The sequence below is a fragment of the uncultured Sphingomonas sp. genome (assembly GCF_964237155.1).
GTDB lineage: Bacteria > Pseudomonadota > Alphaproteobacteria > Sphingomonadales > Sphingomonadaceae > Sphingomonas.
In genome coordinates, this window is sequence record NZ_CAXSHH010000053.1 from 1 (window position 1) to 16,049 (window position 16,049).

The 16,049-nt window shown below is 68.4% G+C and carries 19 protein-coding genes and 1 pseudogene; 8 read left to right on the top strand and 12 right to left on the bottom strand.

Going from position 1 to position 16,049, the window contains the following annotated elements; translation table 11 throughout:
• The 4 genes from ACFE71_RS11290 to ACFE71_RS11305 all read left to right on the top strand — a co-directional run.
• Positions 1–635 (top strand): cytochrome c oxidase subunit 3 (locus tag ACFE71_RS11290; RefSeq protein WP_375428889.1); only part of this gene is annotated, 635 nt, incomplete at its 5' end.
• 21 nt (positions 636–656) lie between these two features.
• Positions 657–1,280, top strand: coding sequence for an SURF1 family protein (locus ACFE71_RS11295; RefSeq protein WP_375428890.1), 624 nt, complete (start codon positions 657–659; stop codon positions 1,278–1,280).
• Complete coding sequence (thrC, locus tag ACFE71_RS11300; protein ID WP_375428905.1) at positions 1,280–2,674, top strand: threonine synthase; 1,395 nt, start codon at positions 1,280–1,282, stop codon at positions 2,672–2,674. Before ACFE71_RS11295 ends, thrC begins: the two co-directional genes overlap by 1 nt.
• 11 nt (positions 2,675–2,685) lie before the next feature.
• Positions 2,686–3,543, top strand: a complete 858-nt coding sequence (locus ACFE71_RS11305; RefSeq protein WP_375428906.1) for a class I SAM-dependent methyltransferase — start codon at positions 2,686–2,688, stop codon at positions 3,541–3,543.
• Between the two features lie 190 nt (positions 3,544–3,733).
• Here ACFE71_RS11305 and ACFE71_RS11310 read toward each other — a convergent pair whose 3' ends face one another.
• From ACFE71_RS11310 to ACFE71_RS11320, 3 genes are read right to left on the bottom strand one after another with little or no spacing between them, the layout of a single operon-like run.
• Positions 3,734–4,378: a heme exporter protein CcmB gene (locus ACFE71_RS11310; RefSeq protein WP_375428891.1), complete on the bottom strand. Its 645-nt coding sequence runs from the start codon at positions 4,376–4,378 to the stop codon at positions 3,734–3,736.
• Positions 4,375–4,932: a heme ABC exporter ATP-binding protein CcmA gene (gene ccmA, locus ACFE71_RS11315; RefSeq protein ID WP_375428892.1), complete on the bottom strand. Its 558-nt coding sequence runs from the start codon at positions 4,930–4,932 to the stop codon at positions 4,375–4,377. Before ccmA ends, ACFE71_RS11310 begins: the two co-directional genes overlap by 4 nt.
• A complete protein-coding gene (locus tag ACFE71_RS11320; protein WP_375428893.1) occupies positions 4,929–5,351 on the bottom strand; it encodes a metallopeptidase family protein in 423 nt (140 codons plus the stop codon). Before ACFE71_RS11320 ends, ccmA begins: the two co-directional genes overlap by 4 nt.
• Here ACFE71_RS11320 and ACFE71_RS11325 point away from each other — a divergent pair.
• The 4 genes from ACFE71_RS11325 to ACFE71_RS11340 all read left to right on the top strand — a co-directional run bounded on the left by ACFE71_RS11325 (position 5,350) and on the right by ACFE71_RS11340 (position 9,565).
• The gene (locus ACFE71_RS11325; protein ID WP_375428894.1) at positions 5,350–5,694 is read left to right on the top strand and encodes a 4a-hydroxytetrahydrobiopterin dehydratase; all 345 of its coding nucleotides are present in this window, start codon (positions 5,350–5,352) and stop codon (positions 5,692–5,694) included. The two genes, ACFE71_RS11320 and ACFE71_RS11325, sit on opposite strands and share 2 nt — an antisense overlap.
• A gap of 95 nt (positions 5,695–5,789) precedes the next feature.
• The gene (locus ACFE71_RS11330) at positions 5,790–7,370 is read left to right on the top strand and encodes a lysine--tRNA ligase (RefSeq protein WP_375428895.1); all 1,581 of its coding nucleotides are present in this window, start codon (positions 5,790–5,792) and stop codon (positions 7,368–7,370) included.
• Entirely contained in the window at positions 7,371–8,561 is a 1,191-nt protein-coding gene (gene nhaA, locus ACFE71_RS11335) for a Na+/H+ antiporter NhaA (RefSeq protein WP_375428896.1), read from the top strand.
• Positions 8,561–9,565, top strand: coding sequence for a histone deacetylase family protein (locus tag ACFE71_RS11340; protein ID WP_375428897.1), 1,005 nt, complete (start codon positions 8,561–8,563; stop codon positions 9,563–9,565). Before nhaA ends, ACFE71_RS11340 begins: the two co-directional genes overlap by 1 nt.
• On the opposite strand, the gene ACFE71_RS11345 is transcribed toward ACFE71_RS11340, so the two are convergent.
• The 9 genes and pseudogenes from ACFE71_RS11345 to sucC form a co-directional block, all read right to left on the bottom strand.
• Positions 9,562–10,809, bottom strand: a complete 1,248-nt coding sequence (locus tag ACFE71_RS11345; protein WP_375428898.1) for a dipeptidase — start codon at positions 10,807–10,809, stop codon at positions 9,562–9,564. The two genes, ACFE71_RS11340 and ACFE71_RS11345, sit on opposite strands and share 4 nt — an antisense overlap.
• Positions 10,810–11,012: 203 nt before the next feature.
• A complete protein-coding gene (locus ACFE71_RS11350; protein ID WP_375428907.1) occupies positions 11,013–11,609 on the bottom strand; it encodes an AAA family ATPase in 597 nt (198 codons plus the stop codon).
• Positions 11,558–12,667: an alpha/beta fold hydrolase gene (locus tag ACFE71_RS11355; RefSeq protein ID WP_375428899.1), complete on the bottom strand. Its 1,110-nt coding sequence runs from the start codon at positions 12,665–12,667 to the stop codon at positions 11,558–11,560. The genes ACFE71_RS11350 and ACFE71_RS11355 overlap by 52 nt, the downstream gene beginning before the upstream one ends.
• A gap of 36 nt (positions 12,668–12,703) precedes the next feature.
• Complete coding sequence (locus ACFE71_RS11360; protein WP_375428900.1) at positions 12,704–13,123, bottom strand: type II toxin-antitoxin system HicA family toxin; 420 nt, start codon at positions 13,121–13,123, stop codon at positions 12,704–12,706.
• A gap of 70 nt (positions 13,124–13,193) precedes the next feature.
• Complete coding sequence (locus ACFE71_RS11365) at positions 13,194–13,868, bottom strand: phytanoyl-CoA dioxygenase family protein (protein ID WP_375428901.1); 675 nt, start codon at positions 13,866–13,868, stop codon at positions 13,194–13,196.
• 6 nt (positions 13,869–13,874) lie between these two features.
• Positions 13,875–14,804 carry an electron transfer flavoprotein subunit alpha/FixB family protein gene (locus tag ACFE71_RS11370; RefSeq protein ID WP_375428902.1) on the bottom strand — a complete coding sequence of 310 codons (930 nt, stop codon included), beginning with the start codon at positions 14,802–14,804 and terminating at the stop codon, positions 13,875–13,877.
• Entirely contained in the window at positions 14,801–15,553 is a 753-nt protein-coding gene (locus ACFE71_RS11375; protein WP_375428903.1) for an electron transfer flavoprotein subunit beta/FixA family protein, read from the bottom strand. The genes ACFE71_RS11370 and ACFE71_RS11375 overlap by 4 nt, the downstream gene beginning before the upstream one ends.
• Before the next feature lie 16 nt (positions 15,554–15,569).
• On the bottom strand, positions 15,570–15,812 hold the full coding sequence (locus ACFE71_RS11380; RefSeq protein WP_375428904.1) for a hypothetical protein: 243 nt from the start codon (positions 15,810–15,812) through the stop codon (positions 15,570–15,572).
• A gap of 21 nt (positions 15,813–15,833) precedes the next feature.
• Positions 15,834–16,049, bottom strand: a pseudogene (gene sucC / locus ACFE71_RS11385) (succinate--CoA ligase subunit beta); the annotation flags it as partial.

Below are 16,049 nucleotides of genomic sequence, written 5' to 3' on the forward strand. Positions count from 1 at the left end.
TGATGTTCTTCGTCGGCTGGTTCTGGGCGTTCTTCGACTTCTCGCTGTTCCCGACCGCGCTGTCCTATGTCGACGGCCAGGTCGAACGCGCCACCGAGGGCGCGGCCCAGCTCGCCGCCACTTGGCCGCCCAAGGGACTGGAGGTCATCAACGCCTTCGAGCTGCCGCTGCTCAACACGCTGATCCTGCTCACCTCGGGCACCACGGTCACCTGGGCGCACCATGCGCTGATCCACGACCAGCGCGGCGGCGAGAAGCGCGGCGCCTGGGGCCTGCTCGGCGTCGGCGATCGCGACAGCTTCCTGAAGGGGCTGTGGATCACCGTCGCGCTCGGCGCGCTGTTCAGCGCGATCCAGGCGTACGAGTATGCCCACGCACCCTTCCCGTTCAAGGGACTGAATTACGGCGCGGCCTTTTTCATGTCGACCGGGTTCCACGGCTTCCACGTGCTGATCGGCACCATCTTCCTCGCCGTCTGCCTGATCCGCGGCTATCGGGGCGACTTCACCCCGCGCCAGCATTTCGGCTTCGAGGCGGCGGCCTGGTATTGGCACTTCGTCGATGTCGTGTGGCTGTTCCTGTTCGTGACCGTGTATGTCTGGGGCGGCTGGGGCGCGCCGATCCACGGCGGCTGATCGGGACGGCCGGGCCGTCGCGTGAGGCGTCTTCCGCTCATTCCCACCGCGATCGTCGCCCTTGCGGTCGCGACGATGATCGCGCTCGGCCTATGGCAGCTGCTCGAGCGTCGCCCGGCCAAGCTCGCCTACATCGCCCAGCTCGCGGGCAACCCGTCCAAGCCGCCGATCGCCTTTCCGCGCGTCCCCGACCAGGCGCTGCTCTTTCGTCGGGTGACCGCCGTCTGCCCCCGGCCGACGAGTATCGAGACGAGGGGCGCGGGCTCGGCCGGCTTCCGCCTCCTGGCCGAATGCCACACCGACGGCGCGAAAGGACCGGGGATGATCGTCCAGCTCGGCGTCACGCGCGACCCGAACGCCGTGGTCGCCTGGGGCGGCGGCGAAGTGTCCGGCTTCATCTCGAACGCGCCCGACGGGCGCTCGGCGGTCGGGTCGCTGTTCGACGACGCGCCGCGGCGGTTGATGCTCATCGCCGATCGTCCCCCGACGGGCCTGTCGGAACCGCTTTCGCCCAACCCGGCGCCGGATGTGTCGGCCGTGCCCAACCCGCATCTGTCCTACGCGTTCCAATGGTTCTTCTTCGCGCTGTCGGCGGCGGTGATCTATCTGCTCGCCGTCCGCCGCCGCATGTCGAGACCCGCATGATGCGTTACGTCAGCACGCGCGGGAACAGCCCCGCGCTCGATTTCGAACAGGTGACACTCGCCGGGCTCGCTCCCGACGGCGGCCTATATGTGCCCGAAACTTGGCCGACGCTGTCGAATGCTGAGATCGCCGGCCTTGCCGGGCTAAGCTACGTCGATACGGCCGTAACCGTCATGACGCCCTTCGTCGGCGATGCCCTGACTGCCGACGAACTGCGCGATCTCTGCACTCGCGCTTATAGCCGCTTCGCGCACGCCGCCGTCACGCCGCTCGTCCAGCTCGACCACGACCAGTGGTTGCTGGAACTGTTCCACGGCCCCACCCTCGCCTTCAAGGACGTCGCGCTCCAGCTCGTCGGCTTGCTGTTCGAACGTTTCCTCCTCGGCCGCGCCGATCACCTCACCGTCATCGGCGCGACCAGCGGCGACACCGGATCGGCGGCGATCGACGCGCTCGCCGGGCGCGCGGGCGTCGATGTGTTCATGCTCCACCCGGCCGGCCGCGTGTCGGAAGTGCAACGGCGGCAAATGACCACCGTCCTCAGCCCCAACATCCACAACATCGCGATCGACGGCGATTTCGACGACGCGCAAGGGTTGGTGAAGGCGATGTTCAACGACCCCGCCTTCTCCGGCCGGTTCGCGCTGTCGGCGGTGAACTCGATCAACTGGGCGCGGCTGATGGCGCAGGTGGTCTATTATTTCTACGCCGCCGTCCGCCTCGGCGCCCCCGACCGCCCCGTCGCGTTCGCGGTGCCGACCGGCAATTTCGGCAACGTCTTCGCCGGCTGGGTCGCGGCGAAAATGGGCCTGCCGATCGCGAAATTGGTCGTCGCGACCAATGTCAACGACATCCTCCATCGCGCGCTGTCCACCGGCGACTATTCGCGAGGGATCGTCACGCAGACGCACACGCCGTCGATGGACATCCAGGTCTCCTCCAATTTCGAACGTCTCCTGTTCGAACTGGGCGGCGCGGACGGCCGGGCGTCCGCCGACCAGATGCGCGGCTTCGAGGCGACCCACGCGCTCCGCATGACCAACCGGCAATGCGAGGGCGCGGCCGCGCTGTTCACCAGCGATCGCGTCGACCAGCACGACATGGCCTCCGCTATGGGCTGGGCGAGCGAGCATGGCGGCGAGGTGATCGATCCGCATACCGGCGTCGCGCTCGCCGCCGCGCGCCGCGCCGGGCTCGACATGCCCGTGGTCACGCTCGCCACCGCCCATCCCGCCAAGTTCCGCGACGCCGTCGAACGCGCGACGGGCATCCGCCCGACCCTACCCGGCCGCCTGGGCGACCTGTTCCAGCGCGAGGAGCGCTACGCCACCATGCCCGCGACGCTGGCGGCCGTCAGCGGCTACATCGCCGAGCGCGCGACGGCCCGCGTGTGAAACTGCGAACGATGGTGGGCGAGCCCTGGGCCGATTACGGCCTGGTGGACTCCGGGAACGGCCGCAAGCTCGAACGCTACGGCCCCCACCGCTTCATCCGCCCCGAACCCCAGGCGCTCTGGACCCCCGCCTCCCCCGACTGGCCCGCGACCGGCGAGTTCGTCCCCGGCTCGGACGAGGATGGCGGCGGGCAATGGAGGTTCGACGATCCCGTCCCACGCGGCGGTTGGCCGCTCGCCTGGAAGCAGGTCCGCTTCACCGCCCAGACCACGCCCTTCCGCCATCTCGGCTTCTTCCCCGACATGGCCCCCGTCTGGACCTGGATGCGCGAACGGCTGGATGGCGCGGAAAGTCCCGAATGCCTGAACCTGTTCGGCTACACCGGCGTAGGCACCCTCGCCCTCGCCTCCGCCGGCGCGCGAATGGTCCATGTCGACGCCTCCAAGAAATCCGTCGACGCCGCCCGCGCCAATGCCAAGCTGTCGGGCCTGAGCGACGCCCCCATCCGCTGGATCGTCGAGGACGCCGCCAAGTTCACCGCCCGCGAGGTCCGCCGCGCCCGCCGCTATGACGGCATCTTCCTCGACCCCCCCAAATACGGCCGCGGCCCCGAAGGCGAGGTATGGCGGCTCGACGAACACCTCCCCGCCCTCATCGCCGACTGCCGCCGCCTCCTGGACGCGGACTCCAGCTTCCTGTTCCTCACCGTCTACGCCGTCCGCCTCTCCGCCCTCGCGATCGGCGAGATGCTCGCCCAAGCCTTCGCCGACCTCCCCGGCCACATCGAAGCCGGCGAACTCGGCGTCCGCGAGGAAGCGCGCGGGCTGACGCTCCCGACCGCGATCTGGGCACGGTGGGGGCGCGGGTAGGCGAGCGGCGCTGGTTGCGATGTTGGAGAACGCCTCACATACGCTTCGACGCTCTTTCACATCGCTATCATTTCGCCTCTCTGCGCGTCCGCGCACCCGTACGCCCAGGGGCATGGCTTTCGCGACTTTCCGCCGCCGCCGCGGCAAAAACGAAAGCACGATACGCGGCACCTTCGGCAACATCGGCCGGCTAGTCCATCCCCGCCCTGATCGCCGCGCCCGCCACGAATGGCGCGCCCGCCAGCAGCAGCAGGCTCACCGCGCCGAGCAGCTTGAATGCCCCCGTGCCTTGCGTAAGCGCCCCCGCCCCGAAGATCAGCAGCGGCACCGCGAGCGGCAGCATCACCAGTCCCGCGACCGCGCCCGCGCCGCGCAGGGACGCCACCAGCGCGCCCGTCGCCACCGCCAGCGCCGCCAGTCCCGGCGTCCCGATCAACAGCCCCAACTCCACGCGCAGCAGCGTCGCCCCCGACAGGTCGAGCAACCCCGCCGCGATCACGGCCGCCGCCATCAACGGCGGCCCGAAACTCAGCCAGTGCGCGACGACTTTCGCCGCGACGACCAGCGCCATCGGTAAGCCGCGCACCGCGAACTGGTCGAGCACCCCCGCCTCCAGGTCGGGCGCGACGAGCCGCTCGACTGGGAGCAGCGCCGCCAGCAGCGCCGCCGCCCATACCACCCCGCCCCCGACCCGCGACAGCAATGCCGCATCCGGCCCGATCGCGAACGGGAACAGGCAGGCGACCAACAGGAAGAACGCCACCGGCCACAACGCGCCGCCGCCCGCATAGGCGCGGCGCAGATCACGCGCGACGAGCGGCACGAATAGGCTCACAAGGCGACCGCCAGGGCACCCGGCAGCGCCACCGGTTGATGGCTCGCCACCACCGCGATCCCGCCCCGCGCGCGATGCGCCGCCACCAGCCGCTCGAGCAGCATCACGCCGTCCACGTCCAACCCATTCGCGGGCTCGTCGAGCAGCCAGATGTCCGCTTCGCCCGCGACCACCCGCGCCAGCGCCGCGCGACGCCGTTGCCCCGTGGACAGCAACCGCACGGGCACGCTCGCCAGATGCGCCAGCCCGAGCATTCCGAGCGCGGGCGCGACGCCGTCCACCCCCGCCCAGAACGCCAGCGCGGCACCCAGCGGCCTTTCGGAATCGAGCGCATGCGCTTCCGTCAGAAGCGCGATCGATCCCTCGCGCGCGACGCTGCCGGTCGCGGGCCGGAGCAGCCCCGCCGCGATCCGCAGCAAACTCGACTTCCCCACCCCGTTCGGCCCCGTCACCACGGCCGCATCGCCCGGCCCGAGCGCGAAGGTCCGACCCTCGAACAATACCCGCCCGCCCCGCGCGCATGTCACCGCGTCGAAGCCGAGCCGGGCGTTCAAGCCACCTCGTCTTCCGACACGCTGTTCTCCAAGGCGTGCATGTCGTCGTCCGACAGCCCGAAATGATGCCCGATCTCGTGGATCACGACATGCGCCACCAAGTCGTCGAGCCGCACCTCCGTCTCGATCCACTCCTCCAGGATCGCGCGGCGGTACAGGTGGATGCGGTCCGGTATCGTTCCCGATCCCATCGACGATTTCTCGCCCAGCGGAAGACCGTGGTACAGCCCCGTCAGGTCGAGCGGATGCTCGATCCCCAGTTCGGTCAACGTCTCCTCGTCCGCGACCTCCTCGACCAGCAACACGACCGCATCCAGATGCTCGGCAAAGCGCGCAGGCAGCTTGCCGATCGTCGCCCGTGCGATCGCCTCGATCACGTCCGTGCCCGGCGCGGTGCCGATTGTGCCTTGCTCGTCCATGGTCGCCACCATACCCGCGCAGCACGGCCAGCGACAAGGGAGGCGCCAGATGGTGGAACAGCTCAGCGAGGCGGAACGCGCCGAAGCGCTCGATGGCCTGCCCGATTGGGATCATCAGGACGAACGCGACGCGATCACACGTCGCGTAGTATTCGGTGATTTCGCGGAGGCCTTCGGCTTCATGACCCGCGTGGCGATCCTGGCGGAAAAGGCGGACCATCACCCCGAATGGTCCAATGTCTATAACCGCGTCGACATCCTGCTCACCACGCACGACGCGGGAGGCCTGTCGCACCGCGATATAGAGCTTGCACGCGCGATCGACGCCATGCTGGGCGACTAGCTCGCGCGGCACGGGCGAGGACACCGTTCCTTTGGATCGAGCAGCCACTCTCGAATGTCGTTTGCGTAGGCGCGCGACCTCGTTACGTCGCGGCCATGGTGACCGATACTCTCCGCGCCGCCGCCCTCGACTCCAAGGCCTGGCCTTTCGAGGAAGCGCGCAAGATCCTCGAACGTTGGCCGAACGGCAAGCCGTCGGGCGAGCCGGTGCTGTTCGAGACGGGCTACGGCCCCTCGGGCCTGCCGCATATCGGCACCTTCAACGAGGTGCTGCGCACGACCATGGTGCGCCGGGCGTTCGAGACGCTGTCCGGCCAGCCGACGCGGCTTGTCGCCTTTTCGGACGACATGGACGGGCTGCGCAAAGTGCCCGACAACGTGCCGAACGGCGCTATGCTGACCGAGCATCTCGGCAAGCCGCTCAGTCGCATCCCCGACCCGTTCGGCACGCACGACAGCTTCGCCGCGCACAACAACGCGCGGTTGCGCGACTTCCTCAACGACTACGGCTTCGAGTACGAGTTCGCCTCGTCGACCGCTTACTACGCGTCCGGGCGCTTCGACGATCGGTTGCGCGAGGTGTTGCGTCAGTACGACCGGATCATGAGCATCATGCTGCCGACCCTGCGCGGCGAGCGCCAGGTGACCTACTCGCCCGTGCTGCCGATCAGCCCGACCACGGGCGTCGTTCTCCAGGTCGCCGTCGAGGTAGTTGACGCTGACGCCGGACTGATCCGCTTTCAAGATGGGGGCGAGACGGTCGAACAGTCGATCCTGGGCGGCCGCGCCAAGCTGCAATGGAAGCCCGACTGGGGCATGCGTTGGGCGGCGCTCGGCGTCGATTACGAGATGTACGGCAAGGATCTGATCGAAAGCGCGGTGCTCGGCGGCCGGATCGCGGAAGTGCTGGGCGGCCGCAAGCCCGAGGGAATGATATATGAACTGTTCCTCGATGAACGCGGCGAGAAGATCTCCAAGTCCAAGGGCAACGGTCTCGGCCTCGACGACTGGCTGACCTACGGGCCCCAGGAAAGCGTCGCCTTTCTCGCCTATCGCGAGCCCAAGAAGGCCAAGCAGCTTCACCTGGGCGTGATCCCGAAGGCGGTGGACGAATATTGGCAGTTCCGTGCGGCCTATGAAGGGCAGGCGATCAAGGAGCGGCTCGGCAACCCCGTCCACCACATCCATGGTGGGCCGCCGCCGGGAGGCGAGCTGCCGGTTACGTTCGGGCTGCTTCTGAACCTGGTCGGCGTCATGGGGGACGCGACCCCCGCGCAGGTCTGGGGCTATCTCGCCAATTACGTCCCCGACGCGACGCCGGAGCGCTATCCCGAGCTCGACCGGCTGATCGGCCATGCGCTCGCCTACGCTCGCGACTTTGTCGTGCCCGGCCTCCAGCGTCGCGCGCCCGACCGCCAAGAAGCCGAGGCGCTCCGCCGCCTCGACGCCGAGCTGGAACGGTTGGGATCGGGCGCGGACGCCGAGACCATCCAGACCGCTGTGTATGAGATCGGCAAGACTGGTGGCTTCGAAAACCTGCGGGACTGGTTCAAGGCGTTGTACGAGACGTTGCTCGGCTCGTCGCAGGGCCCGCGCATGGGCGGTTTCATCGCGCTCTATGGGGTGGAGAATACGCGGACGCTGATCGCGGAGGCGCTCGGGCGCGCCGCCGCCTGAATGATCCCCGCCCTTACTCGCCCCGTCAGCGCGCTTCGGCGCTTCCTCCAGACGGAGGCGGCGGGCGGGGTCGTGCTGATCGCGGCGGCAGCGGCGGCGATGCTGGTCGCCAATTCCGGGCTCGCCGAGGCGTACGAGCATTGGCGGCATGCGCCGGTCGGCCCGGTACTCGCGCCGGCGATCGGCGCGATGACGGCCGAGCTGTGGATCAACGACGGGCTGATGGCCTTGTTCTTCCTGCTGGTCGGGCTGGAGATCAAACGCGAGCTCGTCGACGGCCAGCTCGCCGACACCGCCGATCGACGGCTGCCGGTGATCGCCGCCGTCTGCGGAATGGTGGCGCCCGCGCTCGTGTATCTGCTGATCGCCGGGCGCGAGCCTGGGCTGGCGCGGGGTTGGGCGATCCCGGCGGCGACCGACATCGCCTTCGCCGTCGGCATCATGGCGCTGCTCGGGCCGCGTGTTCCAGCGGCGCTCAAATTGTTCCTGACCACGGTGGCGATCGTCGACGATATGGGCGCGGTCGCGATCATCGCGGTCGCTTACAGCCACGGGCTGAGCCCGCCCGCGCTGGCGGCCGCCGCCGGGGTGCTGGCGGCCATGTGGGCATTGGGGCGCAATGGCGTGCGCGCGCCATGGGTGTTCATGCTCGGCTTCGCGCTGTTGTGGCTGCTGGTGCTCAGGTCGGGGATCCATGCGACGATCGCGGGGGTGCTCGCGGCGGCGGCGATCCCGGTCACGCCGTCCCCGGCCGCGCCCGATGATCCCCACTCCACGCTGCACCGGATCGAGCATGCGCTGGCCCCTTGGGTGGCATTCGCGATCGTACCGTTGTTCGGCTTCGCCAACGCCGGAGTCGCGATCGACGGAGCGGGCGGGCTTGGGAATACGCTGGTACTGGCGGTCGCGCTGGGGCTGTTCGTCGGCAAACAGGCGGGCATCCTGGGCGGCGTCGCGCTCGCGCACCGGTTCGGGGTGGCACGGCTGCCCGGCGGGGTGAGCTGGGCGCAGATGTACGGCGCGGCGCTGCTCGCAGGCGTGGGGTTCACGATGAGCTTGTTCATCGGCGGGCTCGCCTTTCCGGGACGACCCGAGCTGGTCGACCAGGTGAAACTGGGCGTGCTCGCCGGGTCGATCCTGTCGGCGGCGGCGGGCTTCGCGGTGCTGCGGTTCGGCGGAGGGAAGAGCTGATGCGCATCTTTCACGACGATCGCCAGCGGCTCCACGCACCCTCGCTCGAGCTGCATAATGGCGGGTTCACCGCGTATGCCGAGACGCCCGCGCGCGCCGAGGCTATGCTCGCCGTGCTGGGCGCGACCGAGACGCCGGCCGATCGAGGCGACGCGGCGATCCGGGCGGTCCATGACGCCGACTACCTCGCATTCCTCCAGGCCGCGCCCGGACTGTGGCGCGAGGCGGGGCGACCGGGGGAGGCGATCCCCTATGCCTTTCCAGTGATCGGTCGCCGGACGCTCGGACTGACGCGCATCGATGCGTTGATGGGACGGTACGCGTTCGACGCGACCACGCCGATCACCGCCCATGCATACATCTCCAGCTATTGGAGCGCGCAGTCGGCGCTCGCTGCGGCGGACACCGTAATCGGGGGCGAGCGCGCCGCCTTTGCGCTGTGTCGTCCGCCAGGGCACCATGCCGGAGCGGATTATTGCGGCGGTTATTGCCACATCAACGCCGCCGCCGTCGCTGCTCAGGCGATGCGGGACGCAGGGCGCGGCAGGGTGGCGATGCTCGACATCGACTACCACCACGGCAACGGGACGCAGGACATCTTCTGGGCGCGGGGCGATGTGTTCTACGCGTCGGTGCATGCCGATCCGGCGACCGACTTTCCCTTTTTCTGGGGTCATGCCGACGAGGTGGGCGACGACGAGGGCCGGGGCGCGACGCTCAACGTCCCGTTGCCGCACGGGACGAAGCTGGACGAGTTCCGGCGCGCGCAGGCAACCGCGCTCGAGGCGATTGCTCGGTTCGCGCCCGATGCGCTGGTGGTGAGCTTCGGCGCGGACACCTGGGCAGGCGACCCGATCTCGCATTTCGCGCTAGAGACGCCTGATTACGCGGTCCTAGCGCGTGACATCGCCGCGTGCGGCTGGCCTACCGCGGTCGTCATGGAGGGCGGGTATGCGGTGGATGAGCTGGGCCATAACGTCGCGAGCTTCCTCGGCGGCTTCTAAGGACGGCTCAGCGGATCGACCGCGTCGTTCGGCGGTGTTCCACGTGAAGCGGCCGCGACCCGCTCGACCGCCTCCATCACGCGCAGGATATTGCCGCTCGCCAATCCGCCGAGATCGGCGTCGCTCCAGCCACGTCGCGCCAGTTCGGCAAGCAGCGGCGGGTAGCCGTCGACGCCCTTCATCCCTTCGGGCCCATGGCCGCCGATGCCGTCGTAATCGCCACCCAATCCGACCGCGCCCCGGCCCGCAACCCGGGCGATGTGCTCGACATGATTGGCGACCGTCGCGACCGCGACGCGCGGCTCCGGGTGGGCCCGATCCCAGGTAGTGAGCGATGCAGGCGTCCTCGCGCCGTGCAGGTCCGAGGGGACGCCCAGCCGCTCCGCCTCGACGCCGCGCGCGGTATTCCAGGCGCGCCAAGCGTCCGACAGGAAGGCCGGGTACATATTCGCCATCACCACGCCGCCATTCGCGCCGATCAAGCGAAGCAGGTCGTCGGGTATGTTGCGCGGCGCGCCGGCCAGCGCCCGCGCGTTCGAATGCGAGGCGATCACGGGCGCGCGTGTGACGCCCAGCACGGCGCGCATCGTCGCGTCAGAGACATGGGACACGTCGACGATCATGCCGATACGGTTCATCTCCGCCACGACCTGCGCACCGAAAGGGGTTAGTCCGCCCGAGATGGGGGCGTCGGTCGAACTATCTGCCCAGGCGAGGCTGCGGCCGTGGGTCAGGGTCATGTAGCCAACGCCAAGCGCGCGGTATTGGCGCAGCACCGACAGGCGGCCGTCGATCTGGTGCCCGCCCTCGACGCCGATCAGCGACGCTGTGCGACCGCCCCCGGCGATGCGACGGATATCGGCGGCGGTGACGGCGAGCTCGAGCGAGCGCGGATTGACGGCGACGAGGCGGCGGACGACGTCGATCTGCTCCAACGTCATCTCGACCGCGCGCGGGCCGGTGACGGTGTTCGGGATCCAGACCGACCAGAACTGCCCGCCGACGCCGCCCTTCCGGAGCCGGGGCAGGTCGGTTTGGAGCGGAAAGCCGAGCGCGCTCGTGTCGCGCGACAGGTCGACTGCCTCGACGCGCCCGCCATGATTTTTCCGCAGCTCCCAGGCGAGATCGTTGTGACCGTCGACGACCGGGTTCCGGGCAAGCACGCGCTCGATCCGGGCGACGAGCCGGGGATCGGGAGATGCGGCGGAAGCGGCCTGGACGGCGAGAAGCAGGGCGAAGATCATCGTTGCCACTCTAATCGGGAGGTGAAGGCCGAGCGAGTCGCGCGTCATCCCAAGTGCTCGGACAAGTTCAAAGGTAACGAAAGTAACGCTAGTTCGCGGTTTCGACGGCGGTCGGGGTTCGTGCGGATTTCGTGTCAGGCCATCGAGTCGGGTCGGTGTGAACAACGTGTCGCATAATGGGGAAGCTGTAGGACAGAGCTTTTTCAGTCCTCAATCAAGGCAAGCACGAACGCGACCCGGTCCCGCACCGACGCGCGGGGTAGCTCGACCAGATCGTAGCCGTAGCGCGTGTACGTTTCGCGCATCGCCGCCTCCGCCGCGCGCGCCAGGTCGGGCGGCTGGCGGCGTTCGGGATCGTGCGTGTAGATCTCCGCCCAGAACGGGGCGAGGAACACGCGGGCGTTGTAGCGGTGCGTCCGCGCGGCCCTGTCGATCCGATCGGGGACGGGCAGCCCCGCCACGCGCAAGAAGCCGACCACGTCGGGGATGCCGCGATCGAGCACGACCGTCGCGCCCAGCCGGAGCGCGTCGGCGTGCGCCGCGACCTCGCGCGGCCACATCTTTTCGGCAAAGGCGCGCTCGTCGCCCCAGGGGAGCGCGTCGCCGCCCGCCGCTAGTTCCTCGCGCACGACCGCGCGGCCGATTTCGGGGATGATCGCCACGCGCCTGGCCGCGAGCGCGTCGACGAGCGTGGTCTTGCCCGATCCGGGCCCGCCGGTGACAACATGGAGCCGGTCGGTCGGGCGGCTCAGCGGAACGGTTCCGTTCGCGCGAGCAGGTCGACGAGGTCGGCTTTCCAGAACTTGGCCCAGGTGTGCGTACCGTGGCCGCGCGTGTCGGCGGTCTCGGGCACGAGGCGGAAGCGCGCGTTCCGCATGCGCTTGGTGGCCCGGACGGGAGATTCGAGCAGGCGCGGGTTGATGAAGTCGTCCGCCGAGTTGATCCAGGTAACGGGCGCGGTGATCGCCTCCAGCCGGGGCCAGGGGTCGTAGTTGCGCGAGGAGTCGATCTGGTAGATCAGATCGTTCGCGTCGATCCCGGCGATCGACCGCGCGACGCGCTCGCGGGCGTAGGTCGCGGCGGCGTCGCGGGCGGGGAACTCGCGTTGCAGGTACAAGGGCGCGCCGCCCGCCACGAACAACAGCGACGCGGCGGTGCGTACGCCCGCCGCAGGCTGGGTCGCGTAATCGCCGTTCGCCCAGGCGGGATCGGCCTTGATCCCGTCGATCGCGAGCTGGCGCCACATGCGGTTCAGCCCCGCGATCTCGATCGGCAGGCATCCCATCGGCATCAGCGCGCGGGCGAAGTCCGGGTAGGTCTGGCCCCAGACGAGGCCGTGCATGCAGCCCATCGAGGTGCCCATGATGAGCCGCATCCGCTTGATACCGAGCTCCTGGGTGAGCAGCCGATGTTGCGCATCGACCATGTCGGCATAGTCGTATTTCGGAAAGCGCATCCGCAGGTCGTCGGACGGCTTGGACGATTTCCCGTGCCCGATATTGTCGGGGAGGATGATCCAATAGCGGCGGATATCGAGCGGCTGTCCGGGGCCGTAGAGCTCGCCCGCGAATTGCGGTTGGAGGAATTGCCCGCCAGTGCCGCCGGTGCCGTGGAGCACCATGACGGCATTGTCGATCTCGCCCGCCGCGTTCCGGCGCGGGGTGCCGAGCGTGGTGTAATGGAGTCGGAGCTCGGGCAGCGTCTCGCCCGAGTGGAAGCGAAAGTCGCGGACGCGGTGGTCGCCCTCGCGTGTCGGCCATTTGGCGGGCGTTGCCGCAGGCGCGGTGGAGGCGTTGGCGGGCGGGGTCTGGGCGGGCGCGACGGCTTGCGCGGCAAGAAAGGCGAGGAGTGCGAGCATGGACGGGAGGGTGGCGGGTCGGGGCCGGGTTGGCAATCAGTTGGAAAGGGCGGCGATGAACTCGTCCGGCGTGACGCCCGCCTGACGAACTATCCCGCCGAGCGTTCCTCGTTTCACCTCGCGGTGGAGCGGGACGACGCAGCCCTGCCCGCCTCTTTGCATCGCCACATGGCCGCCTCGTCGTCGCGCTTGGACGAACCCGAGCCGTTCCGAGGCCCTGACGGTCTCGGCCCCGGACAGGACCGAGTAATTAGGCATGCTCGGCGATGGTGAAGGTCGTGACCAGCGGCGCGCCGGCTGACTTGAACGGGAAAACCTCTCGATAGAGTTCGACTGCCTCGCGCAGGTTGTCGATCGCCCGCTCGATGCTCTCACCCTCGCTGGTCGTCCCCTTTCAGGGTTGAACGCGGTAAAGCCGCCCTCCCGGGCGGGCGTGAGAATTGCGGTGACCTGCATCGATGTGCTCCTCGACCATGTGATTATCGCGACGGGTGCTCATCGCAAGTCGCGAATGCGGGAAGGTGTGCTAAAGCCCGAGCCAGTGAAGTGGCGATGGCAAGTTCGCCGTCGAGTAATCGATCTGAAGAACGCGTCGGTGCGCGTGGCCGGTCGACACGGCTGAAGCATGCAGGATCAACGTGGCATAGCTCCATACATCACCGCGCTCGGTCAGGCAGACGGCGGTGCCGCACCGAACGACGGTTGTCGCCATGTCACGCTCCGGGATGCGGCCGAGTCGGTGCGAGCCGGGCGCGATCAGTAACGGCGCGTTGTCGGCGGGCACGGGGCCGAGGTGGATGCGAAGCGTGACCATGGCCTCGATCACCGCGAACGGGGGCTCGACATGCTGGATGTTCGCTTTGGTCGACCACGGGCCGAAGCCGGGCAGGTCGTGGCGTTCGCGCACGGCGATCGTGCGGTCCTGATGCCAGCCGAGCGCCCAGTTCGCGCCGGGCGTCTTGTCGAGCAGGATCGCGCGGACGGGATAAGCAGTGGCTCCGAGTTTCTCGGCCGCGATCTTTCCGATCGTCGTGTCGGTCGACAGCAGGTCGTTCAGCCCGGCCACACCGTACAATCGCACGCCCGCGCGATCATGCGGGCAGTTGGCTATCACGCGCTCGATGTCGTCCAAAATGGAAAAGGCAGCACGATCATGTCGCGCCGCCCCATGTTCCTCGAAGGACAGGTCGGCCCCGTTCAAACCGTCTCAGAGCTTTTCGGTGAGTTCCGGCACCACCTTGAACAGGTCGCCGACCAGTCCGATGTCCGCCACCTGGAAGATCGGTGCGTCGCCGTCCTTGTTGATGGCGATGATGACCTTCGAGTCTTTCATCCCCGCCAGATGCTGGATCGCGCCCGAGATGCCGACCGCGACGTAGATCTCGGGGGCGACAATCTTGCCCGTCTGGCCGACCTGATAGTCGTTGGGGGCGTAGCCCGCATCGACCGCCGCGCGGGAGGCGCCGACGCCCGCGCCGAGCTTGTCGGCGAGCGGCTCGATCAGCGCGTGGAACTGCTCGGCGTTGCCCAGCGCGCGACCGCCGGAGACGATGATCTTGGCGCTGGTGAGCTCGGGGCGCGCATTGGCCGCGATCTCCGAGCCCTGGAACGTGGACAGGCCCTTGTCGCCGGTCGTGCCGACCGCCTCGACCGTGCCGGTGCCGCCCTCGGTCGCGGCCTTGTCGAACGCGGTGCCACGAACGGTGACGACAAGCTTCGCATCGGACGTCTGGACGGTCGCGATCGCGTTTCCGGCATAGATCGCGCGGGTGAAAGTGTCCGGTCCCTCGACCGACAGGATGTCGCTGATCTGCATGACGTCGAGCAGCGCTGCGACGCGAGGCGCGATGTTCTTGCCCGTGGTGGTCGCGGGCACGACGAACGCGTCGTGGTGGCCCATCAGCTCGACCACGAGCGGGGCAACGTTCTCGGCGAGCATATGCGCGTACGCCGCATCGTCGGCGAGGTGGACCTTGCCCACGCCCGCGATCTTCGCGGCGGCTTCGGCGACGGCGCTCACGCCTTCGCCCGCGACGAGGAGATGGACCTCGCCCAACTTCGACGCGGCGGTGACCGTCGACAGCGTGGCGTCCTTGACGACCTTGCCGTCATGCTCGACCCAGACCAACGTCTTCATGACTTGGATATCCCCATGGCTGCCAGCTTCGTCACAAGCTCGTCGACATCGGCGACCTTGGTCCCGCCCGCACGTTTGCTGGGCTCGACGACTTTCAAGGTGGTGATGCGTGGGCCGATGTCGACCCCGTAATCGGTGGGCGTTTTCTGCGCCATCGGCTTGGACTTGGCCTTCATGATGTTGGGAAGCGAGGCATAGCGCGGTTCGTTGAGGCGCAGGTCGGTGGTGACGATCGCGGGGAGCTTGAGCGCGTCGGTCTCGAGCCCGCCGTCGATTTCGCGCGTCACGGTCGCGGTGCCGTCCGCGATCTCGACCTTGGAGGCGAAGGTACCCTGCGCCCAGCCGAGCAGGCCGGCGAGCATCTGACCCGTCTGGTTGTTGTCGTCGTCGATCGCCTGCTTGCCGAGGATGACGAGCCCGGGTGCCTCCTCCTCGACGATCTTGGCTAAGATCTTGGCGACCGCGAGCGGTTCCACGCGGGTTTCGGCGGTGACCAGGATCGCGCGGTCGCAGCCCATGGCGAGCGCGGTGCGGAGCGTCTCCTGGGACTTGGCCTCGCCGATCGAGACCGCGACGATCTCGATGACCGCGCCCTTCTCCTTCAGGCGAATCGCCTCCTCGACGGCGATCTCGTCGAAGGGGTTCATGCTCATCTTGACGTTGGACAGGTCGACGCCCGAACCGTCGGCCTTGATCCGCGGCTTCACGTTATAGTCGAGCACGCGCTTGACGGGAACTAGGACCTTCATTCGTTTCCTCTTTCGGTCAGTGCGACAGTTCGAGACGACGTTCGATACGGTCGAGGCGACGGTTGACGTTGTCGATCGCAAGCTGCTGGGCCGCATCCGCGCCCGCGAGATGAGCCAGATGCCCCATCATCGACGCAAGCGAGCCTTCAAGATTGGCGAGGCGGCCGATAATTTCTTCCTGACGCCGATCCATGCGGTCGAGCGTGGCCTGGAACCGCTTCAGATGCTCGAGCATCAGGTTCTCGACTTCGCCGGTCATACTGGTCCTCCGTTCCTCCGCTCATGCCGCGGCCTTGACCTCGGCGACGATCTTGCGCGCGGCGTCGCCCAAGTCGTTGGCGGGAACGATCGCCAGGCCGCTGCCCGCCAGGATCGCCTTGCCCTGCTCGACGTTGGTGCCTTCCAGCCGGACGACGAGGGGAACCTGCAGGTTTACCTCCTTGGCCGCCGCGACGATGCCGTCGGCGATGATGTCGCACTTCATGATGCCGCCGAA

Bases quoted from the DNA above. Each gene is read 5' to 3' on its own strand.
- thrC (WP_375428905.1), top strand. From the start codon at position 1,280: ATGCGTTACGTCAGCACGCGCGGGAACAGCCCCGCGCTCGATTTCGAA.
- ACFE71_RS11305 (WP_375428906.1), top strand. From the start codon at position 2,686: ATGGTGGGCGAGCCCTGGGCCGATTACGGCCTGGTGGACTCCGGGAAC.
- ACFE71_RS11325 (WP_375428894.1), top strand. From the start codon at position 5,350: ATGGTCGCCACCATACCCGCGCAGCACGGCCAGCGACAAGGGAGGCGC.
- ACFE71_RS11320 (WP_375428893.1), bottom strand. From the start codon at position 5,351: ATGGACGAGCAAGGCACAATCGGCACCGCGCCGGGCACGGACGTGATC.
- ACFE71_RS11330 (WP_375428895.1), top strand. From the start codon at position 5,790: ATGGTGACCGATACTCTCCGCGCCGCCGCCCTCGACTCCAAGGCCTGG.
- nhaA (WP_375428896.1), top strand. From the start codon at position 7,371: ATGATCCCCGCCCTTACTCGCCCCGTCAGCGCGCTTCGGCGCTTCCTC.
- ACFE71_RS11340 (WP_375428897.1), top strand. From the start codon at position 8,561: ATGCGCATCTTTCACGACGATCGCCAGCGGCTCCACGCACCCTCGCTC.
- ACFE71_RS11345 (WP_375428898.1), bottom strand. From the start codon at position 10,809: ATGATCTTCGCCCTGCTTCTCGCCGTCCAGGCCGCTTCCGCCGCATCT.
- ACFE71_RS11355 (WP_375428899.1), bottom strand. From the start codon at position 12,667: ATGCTCGCACTCCTCGCCTTTCTTGCCGCGCAAGCCGTCGCGCCCGCC.
- ACFE71_RS11360 (WP_375428900.1), bottom strand. From the start codon at position 13,123: ATGCAGGTCACCGCAATTCTCACGCCCGCCCGGGAGGGCGGCTTTACC.
- ACFE71_RS11370 (WP_375428902.1), bottom strand. From the start codon at position 14,804: ATGAAGACGTTGGTCTGGGTCGAGCATGACGGCAAGGTCGTCAAGGAC.
- ACFE71_RS11375 (WP_375428903.1), bottom strand. From the start codon at position 15,553: ATGAAGGTCCTAGTTCCCGTCAAGCGCGTGCTCGACTATAACGTGAAG.
- ACFE71_RS11380 (WP_375428904.1), bottom strand. From the start codon at position 15,812: ATGACCGGCGAAGTCGAGAACCTGATGCTCGAGCATCTGAAGCGGTTC.